The sequence below is a fragment of the Variovorax sp. SRS16 genome (assembly GCF_901827165.1).
Lineage (GTDB): Bacteria > Pseudomonadota > Gammaproteobacteria > Burkholderiales > Burkholderiaceae_C > Variovorax.
In genome coordinates, this window is record NZ_LR594666.1 from 4383196 (window position 1) to 4399810 (window position 16615).

Consider the following 16615-nt stretch of genomic DNA (forward strand, 5'->3'; position numbering starts at 1 on the left):
GGATGACAAGACTCAGGCAGAAATTCGCATTCGCCATCGTGCTGGCTGCACTCGGCGGCCACAGCTTCGCGCAGTTCGGCGGCGGCGGCATGGGGGGCGGACGGCGCGGGCACAGCGGCGATGCACCGGCGGCATCGCGCAGCACCGAGCAGGCATCGAGCCCCGAGATGAGGGCCAACCAGATCAGGGACAGGCTCTACGACCTGCGCCTGCGGCTGCTGATCACGCCCGAGCAGGCCGCCCTGTGGGACGGCTTCTACAACAAGGTGTGGGATCTGGCGGTGAAGAACTCGCTCGCGCATGCACCGGCGGCCGAAGACCTGACGGCCATGCAGGCGCTGCAGCAGCGCGTGGCCGAGGCGCAGGAGCGCGCCGGACGGCTGCAGGAGATCGGCGACGCGGCCGCCCGCCTCTATGCGGCCCTGACGCCGGATCAGCGGCGCGTGGCCGACCAGTACCTGCCGCCGGCGCTTCCATGAGCCGTCCCCGGCCGGCCGCCTCGTGAACGCGCGGATCCTGGTGGTCGAAGACGACCTGCACATCGCCGCGTTGCTGGGCCGCGAGCTCGTGCATCGAGGCTACGACGTGCAGAAGGCGTCCACCGGCGCGCAGGCGCTCGGCTGCATTCGCGCCGACCGGCCGGCCCTGATGCTGCTGGACCTGGGACTGCCCGACATGGAAGGCAGCCAGGTGCTGCGGCAGGTGCGCGAAGCGGGCAGCTCGCTGCCGGTCATCGTGCTCACCGCGCGCGACGAGCAGCACCAGCGCATCGACGGCCTGCGCGCCGGTGCGGACGACTACGTGGTCAAGCCTTTCGACATGGCGGAGCTCGATGCCCGCATCCAGGCCGTGCTCCGACGCGGCGGCCATCCCGTGGCACGGGGCCTGAACTTCGGCGCACTGACGCTCCAGCCGGACGGCGTGCGCATGGCGATCGGCGGCGCGCCGCTGACGCTCACGCCGCGCGAATTCCAGGTGCTGCGCCGCCTCATGAACAACGCCGATCACGTGGTCACCAAGGCGCAGCTGCAGGACACGCTGACGGGCTTTCACGGCGACACCGGCGGCAAGACGGTGGAGGTCTACCTGCACCGGATCCGGCAGAAGATCGCCGGGCACGACCTCGAGATCCTCACGATCCGGGGCTTCGGTTATCTGCTGCGCCGCATTCCATTTGCATGAATGCGCGACCCCGCGACAGCCTGCGCAAGCGCCTGGAGCGACGCCTGCTGTGGCGGCTCGTGGTGCTGTTCCTGCTCAGCGGTGCGCTGTCCTACGGCATCACGCGCTACTATGTGAGCAAGGTCTACGACCTCTGGCTCTACAACTCGGCCAACAGCCTGGCGCAAAGCCTGCGCCTGATCGGCAACAGCGTCGACCTGGACCTGCCGCGCTCCGCGCAGGCCATGTTCGAGTGGGACGACGAAGACCAGACGGTCTACCGCATCACGGCCTCGCGGGCCGGCTACATCGCGGGCGTCACGCAGGCGCCGATCGAACCCGCGCGGCCCGACCGCTTTCGCAACGCACGGCTTTTCGATGCGCCGCTCGGTGCGGCGCGCATGCGCTGGGCCGCGGTCGACGTCCAGCTCGCGCCCGAAGGCGAGCGCGTCTCGGTGCTGGTCGGTGAGACCACGCGCAAGCGGCGGCGCCTGGCCGAGGAGATCCTGCTGGCGGTCTGGATCCCGCAGTGCGTGCTGCTGCTGGTGGCCGGCTGGGTGATCCGTCGCGTGGTCTTCTTCCAGTCGCGCAGCATCCTTTCTCTGAGCCAGACCCTGCGCGACTTCAGCCATCGCGGCCTGCAGCCGGTGCCGGAAAGCAGCATGCCCGACGAGCTGCATCCGCTGGTCGAGGCGCTCAACACCGTGATCGCGAAACTCGACCATGCCGGCATGGCGCAACGGCAGTTCATCGCCAACGCGGCGCACCAGCTTCGCACCCCGTTGACCGCGCTGAAGCTGCAGGCCGAACAGGCGCTGCGCTGCGACGACCTGCCCGGCATGCGGCAGTCGCTGGCCGAACTCCAGCACTCGGCCGAGCGCGCGGTGCGGCTGGCGAACCAGTTGCTGTTGCTGTCGCGCGCCGAGCCGGAGGCGCAGTCGATGGCCAACCGCGGCCGGGTGGACCTGCAGGCACTGACCTTCGACACGGCACGCGAATGGGTGTCGCGGGCGCTTGCCCGGCAGATGGACCTCGGCTTCGACGAGACCTCGGTTCAGACCTGGGCCGTCGTGGACCAGGCCTTGCTGCGCGAGGCGATCAACAACCTCCTCGACAACGCCCTCAAGTACTGCCGGCCCGGCGCGCGCATCAATGTCGGCGTGCATGCGGCGGGCAGCGAAGCCTGCATCGTGGTCGAGGACAGCGGGCCCGGCATTGCGCCGGACGACAGGGAACGGGTCACCCAGCGCTTCCATCGCGGCGACAGCGCCGTGGCCGATGGCAGCGGCCTGGGCCTGGCGATCGTGAGCGAGATCGCGCTGGCGCACGCCGGCCGGCTGGTCGTCTCGCCATCGCGGCTCGGCGGCGCCAGGTTCGAGATCCACCTGCCCTGCGCCACGGAGCCTTAGCCGCGCGGAAACCGGAGGCTGAAGCAGGCCCCGCCACCCGCCGCGTTCGACGCCTCGATGCGACCGCCGCCGTCAACGCGGGCGATGGCGTCAGCACGATGTCGATCTGCCGCTCGCGGGCCAGCGGCTGCAGACGCCTCACCGCTTCCTCGGCCAATGCGTTCAGCGATACGGTCTCGACCGGCCCGCGCTCCTGGCCCGCATCGATGCGCGCCAGGACCCGCAGCTCCTCCACCCGCAGCGTGAGCCGCTCGACCTGCTCCAGGCGCGAGCGCTGCGACGCGCTCAGGCCGCCGGACAGTCGATCACCTTGAACTCGACGCGCCGGTCCAGCGCATCGCGGGCATCGTCGGTGCCGAGCCCCGAGATCGGCTCGCGCGAGCCCTTGCCGACGGCGACGGTGCGTCGGGCCGCGCCGGGCGTGCCCGCATCGAGCCGTTGCGCGACGTACTGCGCGCGCATCAGCGACAGGCGATCGTTCAGCGGCTCGGGCCCGGTGCGGCTGGTGTGGCCCGACACTTCCATGCAGGCCGTGCTTTGCCCGGCGCGCGAAGCGATCTGCTTGAGCCAGACCGGGTACTGGGCGCTGATCTGCGTGTCGCCCAGGAACAGCGTCGAGCCGGGACGGAACAGGAACTTCACCGCGATGCGCTTCTGCGCCAGGCCGTAATCGACGATCTTCGAGAAGGCCTGCGCGGCCTCGTCCTTGCGCCCGAGCTTCCAGCTCGAAAGGTACAGGCCGTTGTAGACGCGCAGCTGGTCGCCGCCGCCCACGCGCGCGACGCCGCGGTAGAGGTCCAGCGCCTCGTCGTAGCGGCCGGCGTTGTAGCTGGTCATCGCGTCGTTGATCATCGCGGCGGCGACGATCTTGTCCCAGTAGGCGGGGTTGATCGGATCGCCGACCTTGGTGCCCTGGCAGGTCCGCACGTAGCCGTCGGTGGCGGGGTCGGGCGTCCACGCGGGGCTGTCCTGGAAGAACGCGGTCGGCGTCGGGTCGACGCCATCGGGCCGGGCGCGCGCGAAGCCCTTGGACACGATCTTGCCGCTGTGCAGATCGACCAGCGCCAGGCAGACCCGGTACCACTCGCGCGGCCCCGGCGCGTTCTTGCCGTCCTTGTCGACCGCGGTGAAGGTGCCGATGAAGAGCAGCGGCGCGCGTGCCAGCGAACCGGTCGAGAAGGGCTGCAGGTCGTAGCGCGGGAAACTGGTCTGCAGCATCGCGGTGATGCGCTGCTCCATGGTCTGCGTCGCAACCGACTGCGCGCCGGTGTTGCCGTCGATCAGCGGATCGATGACCAGCGGCAGCTTGCCGGCGCCCTCGGGCAGCGCGGCGTTGCCGAACAGGCTGGTGGCCGCGAAGGTCACTGCTTCGCCGAAGGGCATGATGGGCGGCGGCGGCGCGGCCGCAGCAGGCGCCGGTGCGGCGGCGGCGACCGGCGCGGCAGTTGTTGCCGCAGGCGGCTGCGGCGCGGCCGATCTGGCCGGTGGCGGCGGCGCGGTACTGCAGGCCGCCAGGGCAACGAGCGCGAGCATTGCCAAGAGCCGGGACAGCATCGCCAGGCCGGCGTGAGGATCAGGCTTCATCATTTGCACTCCTGTTTGAGATAGTTGTTTTCCGAGGTCGACAGCGGCTCGCCGATCGAGGCACGCGCGAGCAGATCCCGGCAGCCGCGGCTGCGGTCCGGCGCTGGCGCCGGCGCCAGCGCGGTCGGGCGTTTTTCGGCGGCCTCCAGGGCGGCGGGCAATCCCTGCGGCAGCGAGGTCGTGGCCTCACCGCGCGACTCGGCACGCGCCTCGGCGAGCGCGACGCGGGCGCGTTCGAGCTGTATCTCGAGCTGGCTCGCATAGCGCTCGTTGGCCTTGACCACCTCGGCCGCCGCGGCCGGTCGCGGTGCCGCAGCAGGCGCCGCGGCGGGCGCCTTCGGTGGCCCGCCGGCGGCAGGGGACGTGGGCGAAGTCGAAGCGGTCGAGGTCGAAGCGGTCGCCGTCGCGGTGGTCGGTGCGCGGGCCGCCGCGCGCGACTCTTCCAGCGCCTTGCGCGTCTGCTGCAGTTCGAGCTCGAGGCGCTGGATCTGCGCCTGCCGGGCCGCTTCGCCGGACAGCGTTTCGGCGCCGGGATTGAAGCTGAAATCCGAGGTCAGCGAGGTGTTGACCCAAGGCACCTGCCGATCCTTGGTGTCGTGCAGCACCTTCACGCGCACGTTCTTGAACATCTGCTCGACTTCCAGCCCCGGCACCATCATCTCCTGCGCGAGATTCTTGCTGTAGACGCTGTTGCCGCCGTCGGGCCCGTCCTCCGCCGACGAGCCGGGTGCCGCCGCATAGGCGATCAGCGTGCCGCGCGCGCCCATCTCGGCCAGGCCGACGGCCGAGCGGACGCTGCGGGTCTTGCCGGCGAAGGGGTTGTCGCGGCAGGTGTCGAGGATCACGATGCGCGCCTTCGAGCGCGTCTTGTCGAGCCGGCTCAGGAACACGTCCTCGATGTCGACCGCATCGTCCTTGACTGCCTCCTGGTCGCGCAGCTGGATGTCGACCGGCAGCAGGTAGTTGCGGCCGTCGATCTGCATCCCGTGCCCGGCGTAGTAGAAGACCGCGATGGCGTCGTCGTCCTGCAGGCGGCGCGCGAACTCGCGCAGCACGCGCCGGAATTCGCGGATGTCGAGGTTGAGCTGCTCGTTGACCTCGAAGCCGAGCTTGCGCAGGTTGGCCGCGATCAGCCGCGCGTCATTCTCGGGATTGCCGAGCGGGATCTTCGGATAGCGCGAATTGCCGATGACCAGCGCGATGCGCTTCTCGGCCGGTCGGCTCTGCGCGCGGGCGGCGTCGATGACGCCCGTCACCGCCGTCAGCAGGCAGAGCGCGAAGAGAAAGCTCGCAAAACGGAAAACACGGGCGGCACGGTGTTCCATGGTGTCTGCGCGGCAGGATGGCCACGGCGGCCGTGGCGAAGGGGCATCGCGACCATCTTGCGGCAGCGCAGGAGCACGCGCAATGTGCCGTACGTTCTATCTCTTGAATTCGTGGTTCAGGCCGATCACGAAGCCGCGCACCCCCTGCGGCCCTGTTCGCGATGCGCTGACGTCGATGCTGATCAACGGCGTCAGGCTGAACCGGAGGCCGGCTCGCGTGGTCCAGGTCTCGAAGGCCCGATTCCGCTCGACGATGAGCGACACCCGGTCATTCATCGCCCACTCGCCTGCGAAGCCGCCGCGGCCGGTGCGCGCACCGGTGCCCGTGGCCCAATCCGCCCCCAGGTTCACGTGGACCCAGAGACTGTCGAGCGCACGCCAGCTGACGGGAACGACGAACTGCCCGCCGGCCCGTCCACCGCGGGTCAGGTCCCAGGTCATGTTCGCCGACACGGCGGCACTGAGCCGGTCGTCGGCCCCCGCGCCCAGGAAAGTCCACTTGAGCTGGGGGCCGAAGGTGGCAATGCGCCCGTCCGGCCCCGAATAGCGGTCGACATTCAGGCCCAGTTCGACCGGGCCGACCCGGCATGCGGGTCCGAGGTGAAACACGCTCAGCGGCTCGGTGCCGGTGCGGCCTGCCCAGACCTCGTACTGGCACTGTCCGGGGTCCAGCGTGCCCGCGTCGTCGACGTCGAAATGCCCGCCGGCGCGCGCCGTGGCCGCGGTCAGCGCCAGCAGCAACATGAACAAGCGGGCAATCATCCGCGCGGATTCTAGGGTCCGCGTGTGGCAGTTGCGTGAGACGCGCCGGCCTCAGATCTCGAACTGCGGCTGCAGCTCGCGGATGCGCTTCATGGCCACGCCCGCGGCCGCCGTGCGGGTCTCGACGCCGAGCTTGACGTAGACGCGCTCCAGATGCTTCTTGGCGGTGGCCGGGCTGCTGCCGAGGATCTCGCCGATGTCCTTGTTGGTCTTGCCCTTGACCACCCAGTAGAGCACCTCGGCCTCGCGCGCGGTGAGCTTCAGGCAGAGGCTCATGGCCTCGATGACGGCGGTGCCGGAGGCCTCGCGCATGATGATCAGCCAGTCGTCGCCGCCGTCGTCGTGGCCGGTCTGCTGGTGCAGCCGCAGGCTCAGGCTGGCCGCGCCCTGCGCGATCGACAGCACGGGCGGTTCGATCTGGCGCTGCTCGGCATCGGGCAGATGGCGCCGCAGCCATTCGAGCACGACCGGCGGCGTCGCCGGGGCGCTGGTGCCGCAATAGCGCAGCAGCAGGTCGCGCGCCAGCGCGGTCTGCCAGATCAGCTTGCCCTCGGGCATGCGCACGGTGATGCTGGCGTAGCCGAAGGCATCGAGCGCGTTGCGCGCCTGCCCGGCCTGCTGCGCCGCCTGGCGCGCGCGGCGTGCGCCCTGCAGATGCACGTTCATGCGCGCCAGCACTTCCTTGGGCTTGATCGGCTTGGTCACGTAGTCGACGCCGCCGGCCTCGAGGGCGGCCACCAGGTGCTCGGTGTCGGTCAGGCCGGTCATGAAGACGATCGGGATGTGCGCGGTCGCGGCATCGGCCTTCAGGCGGCGCGCAACCTCGAAGCCGTCGATGCCCGGCATCATCGCGTCGAGCAACACGATGTCGGGCCGGGCCTGCGCCGCGCGCTGCAGCGCCTGCTCGCCGCTGGTCGCGACCAGCACGGTGTAGCCCGATTCGTCGAGCGCATCGTGCAGCACGGCGAGGTTGTCGGGCACGTCGTCGACGATCAGCACCAGGTCGCTGTTGGCGGCGATGCTGCGGGCCAGGTCATTCACGGCCGGTCCTCGCGCGCCAGTGCGAGCACGGGCGGGCCGCACTCGATCTTTTCGAACTGGAACTGGCGTGCCAGCGCGCGCTGCACCGCGGTCCAACCGGTGCACTCCGGCTCGGCCGCATCGATGTCGTCGAGCTGGTTCATGATGCCGCGAAAGTAGCCCAGGCCCACCGCTTCCGCCAACGCCTGCAGCCGATGCGCCGCAGGCCTGACCAGCGAGGACTGCATGGGCGCGGGCGGTGCGCTGGCGCTCGCGGTCCAGCGCAGCCCGAGCCGGCGCTCCAGCCAGTCGAGCAGCTCGCTGTGCCGCACGGGCTTGACGAAGAAATCGTCCGGCGTGATGCCGGCATCGTTGTCCAGCCGCTTGTCGAAGGCGTTGGCGGACACGATCGCCACCGGCGCTTGCGCAAGCCCGAGCCGGCGCGCGCGGCGGATGGTTTCCCAGCCGTCGATGCCGGGCATCGCGAGGTCGACGAACATCGCGTCGGGACGCCATCCGGCCGCGACCAGGTCGAGCGCATCGTGGCCGCTGGCCGCCGTGCGCAATTCGAAGCCCAGCGGCGCCAGCACCTGCACGAGCAGCTCGCGATCCTCCTCCTCGTTGTCGACCACCAGCACGCGGCGGCGCGGGCCTTCGTAGCCGCGCCGGGCGGGCGCCGCGCGCGTCCTGCGCCGGCCGCTGGCCGCGGCCGCCTCGTGCACATGGGGCAGGAACAGCCGCACGCGAAACACCGAGCCGGCGCCGGGCGTGCTCTGCACGGTCATCTCGCCGCCCATCAGGTCGATCAGCATCTTGGCGATCGTCAGGCCGAGGCCGGCGCCCGGCGCGGACGGGCCGGCGGTCGCGCCGCGCGCGAAGGGCTCGAAGATGCGGCCCAGTTCCCCGGCCGACATGCCCGGGCCTGTGTCCTCGATCTCGATCGCCGCGAACTCGCGCGCGTAGCGCAGGCGCAGCGTGACCTGGCCGGCGGCGGTGAACTTGATCGCATTGCCCAGCAGGTTGATGAGGATCTGCCGCACGCGCCCTTCGTCGGCACGCACCCGCTCGGGCAAGGGGCCGCTGGGCTCGAAGCGGAAGGCCAGCCCTTTCTCGGCGGCCTGCAGCTCGAACATGTCGGCCAGCTCGCTCACGAGCTCGGCGAAGTACATCGGCCGGGCATTGAGCGTGAGCTTGCCGGCCTCGATGTGCGCGATGTCGAGTGTGCCCTCGATCAGCGACAGCAGATGCTCGCCGCCGCGCCGGATCACCGCCACGGCCTGCCGGCGGTGCGGCGGCACGGCCGCGTCCTCGCCCATCAGCTGCGCATAGCCGAGGATGCTGTTGAGCGGCGTGCGCAGCTCGTGGCTGATGGCGCTGATGTAGCGGCTCTTGGCCTGGTTGGCCTGGTCGGCCGCGAGCCTGGCGCGCTCGGCGGCCAGCGTGGCGGCCTGCAGCGCGCGGTCGGTCTCGCGGTGGCGTTCGATCTCGTGCACCAGCAGATGGGTCTGGCGGTTCGACTCTTCCTGCGCCACCTTGCGGCTCTGGTGCGCGAGCACCAGCCACCAGGCGACGATGCCGGCGATCACCAGCAGCGCCATGTAGGCCTTCAGGAAGCCCGAGCGCAGCGATGCCGGCTGCATGTCGGGCAGCATGCCTTCGCCGAGCACGCGGTCGCCGAGCGCGCGCAGTTCCTGCTGATAGAGCACGCCGAACACGGCCGCGAGCAGCGGCACGACGATCAGCATCAGCAGCAGGAAGTGGCCGAGGCCGGTGTCGAGGTAGGGCCAGACGCGCCGCGGCAGCAGCCAGCGCAAGGCGCCCGACCATTGCGCCGACAGACTCGCCTCGGGCTTGCAGAGGTCGCCGCAGCGCGCATCGAGCGTGCAGCACAGCGAACAGATCGGGCCCTGGTAGGCGGGGCAGTGCGCCATGTCCGGGCCTTCGTAGTCGCGCTCGCAGATGACGCAGCGCTGCACCGCGAACCGCCGGTCGCCGCTGCCGGCACCGGATTCGACGCGCGCCCAGCGCACCGCCGCGCCGCTCGTGGCCGGCGCGAAAGGCGCGGCGGCTGTGTCTTGCGGCGCCCGCGCGATGTAGTACTTGCCGCGCGTGGCCCAGGCGATCAGCGGCGACGCAACGAAGGCCGTACCGAGCGCGATCAGCGCCGAGAAGGCCTGCGCCAGCGGGCCGAACAGGCCGAGGTGCGCGCTGATCGACAGCACCGAGGCCAGCGCCATCGCGCCGACGCCGACCGGGTTGATGTCCCACAGGTGCGCGCGCTTGAATTCGATGCCGGGCGGCGAGAGACCGAGCGGCTTGTTGATGACCAGGTCGGCCACCACCGCCATCATCCAGGCGATGGCGATGTTGGCGTAGAGGCCGAGCACGTCGCCCAGGGCCTCGAACACGTTCATCTCCATCAGCATGAAGGCGATCAGCGCATTGAAGACGACCCACACCACGCGCCCCGGATGGCTGTGCGTGACGCGCGAGAAGAAATTGCTCCACGCGAGCGAGCCCGCATAGGCGTTGGTGACGTTGATCTTGAGCTGCGAGATCACCACGAAGGTCGCGGTCGCCACCACCGCCCAGCCGTAGTTCGGAAAGACGTACTCGTAGGCGGCCAGGTACATCTGGTTGGGATCGACCGCGCGCTCGGGCGGCACCATGTGGCTGATGGCGAGGTAGGCCAGCAGCGCGCCGCCCAGCATCTTCAGCACGCCGAGCACGACCCAGCCCGGACCGCCCGCGAGCACGCCGGCCCACCAGCGGCCGCGGTTGGCGGCCGTGCGCGCCGGCATGAAGCGCAGGTAGTCGGCCTGCTCGCCCATCTGCGTGATCAGCGCGATGCCGACCGTGAGCGCGGCACCGAACAAGTGCAGATCGAAACCTGCGACCTCGGACTTGACGCCGTTGTAGTGCGCGATGCCGGCGAACGCACCAGGATCGCGCGCCAACACATAGCCGAAGGGCACGACCAGCATCAGCAGCCAGAGCGGCTGGGTCCAGATCTGCAGCCGGCTGATCGCGGAAATGCCGTGGGTGACGAGCGGAATCACCACCAGCGCGCAGACCAGGTAGCCCCAGACCGGCGGCACGCCGAGCGCGAGTTCGAGCGCATAGGCCATCACCGCCGCCTCGAGCGCGAAGAAGATGAAGGTGAAGGAGGCGTAGATCAGCGAGGTCAGCGTCGAGCCGATGTAGCCGAAGCCCGAGCCGCGCGTGAGCAGGTCCATGTCGACACCGTAGCGCGCCGCGTAGACGCTGATCGGCAGGCCGGCCAGGAAGATGATCAGTCCCGTGACCAGGATGGCCCAGAAGGCATTGGCGAAACCGTACTGCACCAGCAGCGTCGCGCCGACCGCCTCGAGGATCAGGAACGAGGCCGCGCCGCCGAAGGCCGTGCCGGCGACGCGCCATTCGGACATGCGTCGAAAGCGCTGCGGCGTGTAGCGCAGCGCGTAGTCCTCCAGCGTCTCGCTGGCGACCCAGCTGTTGTAGTCGCGCCGGACCTTGACGATGCGCTGCGGCGCTTCGTCACTTGGCGCAGGGGGAACGGCGGCGGTGTGCACACCCTGGCGGGTGCAGGTTCCGTGCCACGGCATGACTGTTGCAATGCGCACAGGATGCCCATAATGGCCTGCCTTCGCTGCCACCCGACCTGCCCATGGAACTGACACCGCGCGAAAAAGACAAGCTGCTGATCTTCACCGCCGGCCTCTTGGCCGAAAGGCGCCGCGCCCGCGGGCTCAAGCTCAACTATCCGGAGGCCGTGGCGCTGATCTCGGCCGCCGTGATGGAAGGCGCGCGCGACGGCAAGAGCGTGGCCGCGCTGATGAGCGAAGGCCGCACCGTGCTCGCACGCGCCGACGTGATGGACGGTGTCGCCGAGATGATTCCGGACATCCAGGTCGAAGCGACTTTTCCCGACGGCACCAAGCTCGTGACGGTGCACCAGCCGATCTTATGACTCGCCCCCAGGCTTGCCCACTTCGTGTGGCCGCCCACCCCCTGCCGGGGGCAACACCAGCGGCCCGGCCAAGCCGGTTCCGCGGTGCTCCTGATATCTGACCGCCCTCACTGGAGATCTCCATGCGCATTCATCGTCCTGCCCTTGCCGCTCTGATCGCGGCTGCATTGCCACTGGCCGCTTCGGCGCACGTTGGCGTCGACGGCGGCCTGCACCATGGCTTCGTCACCGGCTTCCTGCATCCGCTGACGGGTGCCGACCACCTGGCCGCGATGGTCGCGGTCGGTCTCTGGAGCGCCCTCACCGCACGGCGCGCCTGGCCCGATCTGCTGTGGGCGCCGCTGGGCTTCGCGGGCATGCTGCTGGCCGGCGCGCTGGCCGGGCTCGCAGGACTGCAGCTGCCGGGGGTGGAGCCGATGATCGCGGCCTCGCTGCTGGTGCTGGGCCTGCTCGTGTTCACGCAGCGCCGGCTGCCGGCGCTCGCGGCGGCGGCGCTCGTGGGCGCGTTCGCCGTGTTCCACGGTATCGCGCACGGGCACGAGCTGGCGGGCGAATCCGGCGCCGCGCTCATGCTGGCCGGCATGCTCGCCGCCACGGTCCTGCTGCACGCGATCGGCATCGCGGTCGGCTGGACGCTGCGCCACACGCACCGCTGGCTGCCGCGCGTGGCTGGCGCCGCGGTCGCGGTGTTCGGCGTCGCATTGCTCGGCGGCCTCGCATGACGCCCGGCGAGCTGATCACCGACGACGGCGAGCACATCCTCAACCCCGGGCGCCGCACCGCGACGCTGGTGGTGCAGAACACCGCCGACCGGCCGATCCAGGTCGGCTCGCACTACCACTTCGCCGAGACCAATGGCGGCCTCGGCTTCGACCGCGAGGCGGCGCGCGGCATGCGGCTCAACATCGCCTCGGGCACGGCGGTGCGCTTCGAACCGGGCCAGCAACGCACGGTCGAGCTGGTTGATCTCGCAGGCGATCGCGTGGTCTACGGCTTCCGCGGCCTCGTGCAAGGAAAGCTCTGACATGGCGACCATCGGCAGGCGTGCCTACGCTGAAATCTTCGGCCCGACCGTGGGCGACCGCGTGCGCCTTGCCGACACCGACCTCGTGATCGAGGTCGAGGAGGACTACACCCTGCGCGCCGGCGGCTATGGCGAAGAGGTGAAGTTCGGCGGCGGCAAGACCATCCGTGACGGCATGGCGCAATCGCAGCGCACCCGCGCCGAAGGCGCGGTCGACACGGTGATGACCAACGCACTGATCCTCGACCACTGGGGCATCGTGAAGGCCGACATCGGCCTCAAGGGCGGGCGCATCGTCGCGATCGGCAAGGCCGGCAATCCCGACGTGCAGCCGGGCGTCGACGTCGTCATCGGGCCGGGCACCGAGGTGATCAGCTGCGAGGGGAACATCGTCACCGCGGGCGGCATCGACAGCCACATCCACTTCATCTGCCCGCAGCAGATCGAGGAGGCGTTGTCGTCCGGCGTGACCACCATGCTCGGCGGCGGCACCGGACCCGCGACGGGCACCTTCGCCACCACCGCGACGCCGGGCCCCTGGCACATCGAGCGCATGCTGCAGGCGGCCGATGCGTTCCCGATGAACATCGGCTTCCTCGGCAAGGGCAACGCCAGCCTGCCGGCAGCGCTGCACGAGCAGATCGAGGCCGGCGTGATCGGCCTCAAGCTGCACGAGGACTGGGGTTCGACACCGGCCGCGATCGGCAACTGCCTCGACGTGGCCGAGGCCACCGACACGCAGGTCGCGATCCACAGCGACACGCTCAACGAATCGGGCTTCGTCGAGAACACCATCGCGGCCGTCAACGGACGCGCGATCTGCGCCTTCCACACCGAGGGCGCAGGCGGCGGCCATGCGCCCGACATCCTGCGCGTGGTGGGCGAGGCCAATTTCCTGCCATCGTCGACCAACCCGACGATGCCCTACACGGTGAACACGCTGGACGAGCATGTCGACATGCTCATGGTGTGCCACCACCTGAATCCGGCCATCGCGGAAGACCTGGCCTTCGCCGAGAGCCGCATCCGCCGCGAGACCATTGCGGCCGAGGACATCCTGCACGACCTCGGCGCGATCAGCATGTTCAGCTCCGACAGCCAGGCCATGGGCCGCGTGGGCGAGATCGTCATCCGCTGCTGGCAGACCGCGCACAAGATGAAGGGCCAGCGCGGCAAGCTGCCCGAGGACGGCGAGCGCAACGACAACTTCCGCGCCAGGCGCTACATCGCCAAGTACACGATCAACCCCGCCATCGCGCATGGGATCTCGCACGAGGTCGGCAGCATCGAGATCGGCAAGTGGGCGGATCTGGTCGTGTGGAAACCGGCCTTCTTCGGCGTCAAGCCCTTCACCATCCTCAAGGGCGGCACGATCGCGATGGCGGCGATGGGCGACCCCAACGCCTCGATCCCCACGCCGCAGCCGGTGCACTACCGGCCGATGTTCGGCGCCTACGGCGGCTCGCTGGCGAAGAGCTCGCTGAGCTTCGTCTCGCAGGCCGGTCTGGCCGCGGGCATCGGCCAACGCTACGGGCTGGCCAAGACCCTCAGCGCGGTGAAGAACGTCCGCGGCGTGCGCAAGCAGCACATGGTCCACAACGCGCTCACGCCGAAGATGGAGATCGATGCGCAGACCTATGCGGTGCGCGCCGACGGCGTGCTGCTGACCTGCGACCCGGCGGTGTCGCTGCCGATGGCGCAGCGGTATTTCCTGTTCTGAGATTCAAGCTTCCAAGCGCGTGCCTTTCATCCAGGCTCTGCTTCGTTCCATCGGCGCGGCACTGCTGCTGCTGGCCTCGGCGCCGCTGCACGCGGCACCGGACGAGGATGCATTGGGCAAGGCGGCCGGCTATCCGGTGGCTCGCACCCGGGCGGAGGCTTTCCGGGAGCCGTATCTCGTGGGCTCGTTCAGTGCCATGGACCGCGTCGGCCCGCATTGCACGCTCTCGCCCTCGGCCGATCCGCTGCCGCTCAGGACGGCAGCCGGCGAGACCGTGTTGCGCTACCGCTTTCGCGGCCAGACCCTGTCGCTCGACGATTACATGCAGCGCCAGCGTGCCACCGCGGTGCTGGTGCTGAAAGATGGCGAGATCGTGGCCGAGCGCTACAACTACGGCCGCACGGCCGGGATGCGCATGCTGTCCAACTCGATGGCCAAGACCCTCGTGGCGCTGGCCGTGGGCAAGGCACTCGAAGAAGGCGCGATCCGCTCGCTGGACGACACGGCCGCCACCTATGCGCCGGCGCTGGCCGGCACGCTGTATGGCGAAACCCGCATCGTCAACCTGATGCACATGGCCTCGGGCGCGCAGTATGTCGAGGACTATTCGGGCTTCGACGATTTCGCCCGCTTCAACCGAAGCGTGAGCCGGCTCGGCGCAGCCGCGGCTGCGCGAACCATCACCCAGCGCGCTGCGCCGCAGGGTGAGCGATTCAACTACGCCTCGTCGGAGACCGCGATGCTGGGTCTGGTGCTGCGCGGCGCCACCGGACAGTCGCTGTGCGACTACGTCGAGCGCAGGATCTGGCAACCGATGGGTGCCGAAGCCGAGGCCACCTGGCTCATCAACCCGGTGGACGGCGTCGAATACGCAGGCGGCAGTTTCAACGCCACGCCGCACGACTACGCGCGCCTGGGCTGGCTGCTGGCGAACGATGGCGAACTGCGCGGCAAGGCGGTGGTGCCGCGCGAATACCTCCTGGACATGACGGAGGCCGCGCGGCAGCCCGAGCGCTTTCGGCCCGGCCGCATGCCCTACAAGGGCAGCACCTACCTCGGCTACGGTCTGCAGACATGGCTGATGCCCGGCAGCCATCGACGCTTCGTGCTTCTGGGGGTGTACGGCCAGGCGATCTTCGTCGACCCGGAACTCAAGCTCGTGCTGGTGCACCTGGCCGTCGGCAAGGACGCCTCGGGCGACGCCAGCGGCAACCACCTGGGTGCCGAGCGCGACGCGCTGTGGCGCGGCATCGTGGCGCACTATGGCGCCTGGTAGCCGGTGGCGCGCGGTCGGCGTCGCAGGGCGACTGTCAGAATCGGCCGCACCGCGACTCATCCTGCAAAGCTCTTCCATGCTCACAGCCAACAAACTCATGCCCCAGGGCGGCGGCCTCGCGCCCGTGCTGCTGCGGCGTGCCGCCACCGTCGAACTCGACTGGGACGTGCGCCAGAAAAGCCGCTTCGACACCACCGATTCGCAGGGCCGCCAGCTCGGCGTGTTCCTGCCGCGCGGCACCGCCGTGCGCGGCGGCGACGTGCTGGTGGCCGAAGACGGCTCGCTGATCAAGGTCATCGCGGCGCCGCAGCCGGTGCTGGTCATCACGCACTGCACCGAACACGGCACGCCCTTCGACCTGATGCGCGCGGCCTATCACCTGGGCAACCGGCACGTGCCGATCGAGCTCAGGCCCGACCATCTGAAGATCGAGCCCGACCATGTGCTGGCCGGCATGCTGCGATCGATGCATCTGATCGTGCGCGAAGCCGACGAGCCCTTCGAACCCGAAGGCGGCGCCTATGGCGCATCGGGCGGTGGACACGGCCATTCGCATGCCACGCCGCCCCTCGGGCCGGTGCTGCATCCGGATGCCTATGCCGGCACGAATGCGCAGGACCATGGCCATTCGCACGACGGCCACGATCATTCGCACGGCCACTCGCATTGACGAACGACGCAGCCGCCGCCCTGCCTGCCGCGAGCCTGCTGCAGCTGATCTGGCTCGCGTCGCCGGCGCTGCCCATCGGCGGGTTTTCCTATTCGGAAGGCCTGGAGGCCGGCATCGAATGGGCTGGCCTCGCGCATGAAGAGGCAGTCTCCGACTGGCTCGCCGATCAGCTCCATCTGAGCCTGGCGTGCGCGGACCTGGCCGTGGTGGCGCAGGCGATCCCGGCCTGGCGCGCCGGCGACATGCCGCGCCTTCGCGCGCTCAATGCCTGGGTGTTCCAGACCCGCGAGTCGGCGGAGTTCCTGCTGCAGACCGAACAGATGGGCCGCTCCTTCGTCGAATGGCTCAAGCTGCACCATGCCGATGCCGCCGCCGTCTTCGAGACCCTGCCGGCGTGCTATCCGATCGCCTTCGCCTTCGCGGCGAGCCGCACCGGCGCGACGGCGCGCGATGCCTGCCTGGCCTTCGCCTTCGGCTGGGCCGAGAACCTGGTCGGCGCCGCGGTCAAGGCAGTGCCGCTGGGCCAGAGCGCCGGGCAGCGCATGCTCGGCCGGTTGGCGGCGGAAATTCCCGCGGCGGTCGATCATGCGATCACACTCGGGGACGACGAGCGCCAGGCTTTTGCGCCCATGCTCGCGATCCTGTCGGCCCGTCACGAAACCCAGTACTCGCGTCTTTTCAGAAGCTGATCACT

15 protein-coding genes are annotated in these 16615 nt (G+C 69.8%); 10 read left to right on the forward strand and 5 right to left on the reverse strand.

Features of this window, described 5'->3' with window-relative positions; all coding sequences use genetic code 11:
* Positions 1-2: 2 nt before the first annotated feature.
* The 3 genes from E5P2_RS21145 to E5P2_RS21155 are packed head-to-tail and all read left to right on the forward strand — an operon-like array spanning position 3 to position 2570.
* Positions 3-479 carry a Spy/CpxP family protein refolding chaperone gene (locus E5P2_RS21145; RefSeq protein ID WP_162569126.1) on the forward strand — a complete coding sequence of 159 codons (477 nt, stop codon included), beginning with the start codon at positions 3-5 and terminating at the stop codon, positions 477-479.
* A gap of 22 nt (positions 480-501) precedes the next feature.
* Complete coding sequence (locus tag E5P2_RS21150) at positions 502-1182, forward strand: response regulator transcription factor (RefSeq protein WP_162569127.1); 681 nt, start codon at positions 502-504, stop codon at positions 1180-1182.
* Positions 1179-2570, forward strand: coding sequence for a sensor histidine kinase (locus E5P2_RS21155; protein WP_162569128.1), 1392 nt, complete (start codon positions 1179-1181; stop codon positions 2568-2570). Before E5P2_RS21150 ends, E5P2_RS21155 begins: the two co-directional genes overlap by 4 nt.
* A 285-nt stretch (positions 2571-2855) precedes the next feature.
* On the opposite strand, the gene E5P2_RS21160 is transcribed toward E5P2_RS21155, so the two are convergent.
* The 5 genes from E5P2_RS21160 to E5P2_RS21180 form a co-directional block, all read right to left on the reverse strand.
* Complete coding sequence (locus tag E5P2_RS21160) at positions 2856-4154, reverse strand: OmpA family protein (RefSeq protein WP_197908537.1); 1299 nt, start codon at positions 4152-4154, stop codon at positions 2856-2858.
* Complete coding sequence (locus E5P2_RS21165) at positions 4154-5479, reverse strand: caspase family protein (RefSeq protein ID WP_162569129.1); 1326 nt, start codon at positions 5477-5479, stop codon at positions 4154-4156. The genes E5P2_RS21160 and E5P2_RS21165 overlap by 1 nt, the downstream gene beginning before the upstream one ends.
* 96 nt (positions 5480-5575) lie before the next feature.
* Positions 5576-6241, reverse strand: coding sequence for a hypothetical protein (locus E5P2_RS21170; RefSeq protein WP_232080784.1), 666 nt, complete (start codon positions 6239-6241; stop codon positions 5576-5578).
* A 51-nt stretch (positions 6242-6292) separates the two neighbouring features.
* Positions 6293-7282, reverse strand: coding sequence for a response regulator transcription factor (locus tag E5P2_RS21175; RefSeq protein WP_162569130.1), 990 nt, complete (start codon positions 7280-7282; stop codon positions 6293-6295).
* Entirely contained in the window at positions 7279-10866 is a 3588-nt protein-coding gene (locus E5P2_RS21180; protein ID WP_162569131.1) for a hybrid sensor histidine kinase/response regulator, read from the reverse strand. Before E5P2_RS21180 ends, E5P2_RS21175 begins: the two co-directional genes overlap by 4 nt.
* A gap of 62 nt (positions 10867-10928) precedes the next feature.
* Here E5P2_RS21180 and ureA point away from each other — a divergent pair, with 62 nt between their 5' ends.
* From ureA to E5P2_RS21215, 7 genes are all read left to right on the forward strand, one after another.
* Positions 10929-11231 (forward strand): urease subunit gamma, encoded by a 303-nt coding sequence (gene ureA, locus E5P2_RS21185; protein ID WP_162569132.1) that lies wholly within the window; start codon positions 10929-10931, stop codon positions 11229-11231.
* 122 nt (positions 11232-11353) lie between these two features.
* Complete coding sequence (locus E5P2_RS21190) at positions 11354-11953, forward strand: HupE/UreJ family protein (RefSeq protein ID WP_162569133.1); 600 nt, start codon at positions 11354-11356, stop codon at positions 11951-11953.
* Positions 11950-12255, forward strand: coding sequence for an urease subunit beta (locus E5P2_RS21195; protein ID WP_162569134.1), 306 nt, complete (start codon positions 11950-11952; stop codon positions 12253-12255). The genes E5P2_RS21190 and E5P2_RS21195 overlap by 4 nt, the downstream gene beginning before the upstream one ends.
* 1 nt (position 12256) lies before the next feature.
* Positions 12257-13975 (forward strand): urease subunit alpha, encoded by a 1719-nt coding sequence (gene ureC, locus E5P2_RS21200; protein WP_162569135.1) that lies wholly within the window; start codon positions 12257-12259, stop codon positions 13973-13975.
* 19 nt (positions 13976-13994) lie between these two features.
* A complete protein-coding gene (locus tag E5P2_RS21205) occupies positions 13995-15251 on the forward strand; it encodes a serine hydrolase domain-containing protein (protein ID WP_174262683.1) in 1257 nt (418 codons plus the stop codon).
* A 76-nt stretch (positions 15252-15327) separates the two neighbouring features.
* Positions 15328-15921 carry an urease accessory protein UreE gene (ureE, locus tag E5P2_RS21210; protein ID WP_162569136.1) on the forward strand — a complete coding sequence of 198 codons (594 nt, stop codon included), beginning with the start codon at positions 15328-15330 and terminating at the stop codon, positions 15919-15921.
* Positions 15918-16610, forward strand: a complete 693-nt coding sequence (locus E5P2_RS21215) for an urease accessory protein UreF (protein WP_232080785.1) — start codon at positions 15918-15920, stop codon at positions 16608-16610. The genes ureE and E5P2_RS21215 overlap by 4 nt, the downstream gene beginning before the upstream one ends.
* Positions 16611-16615 lie beyond the last annotated feature (5 nt).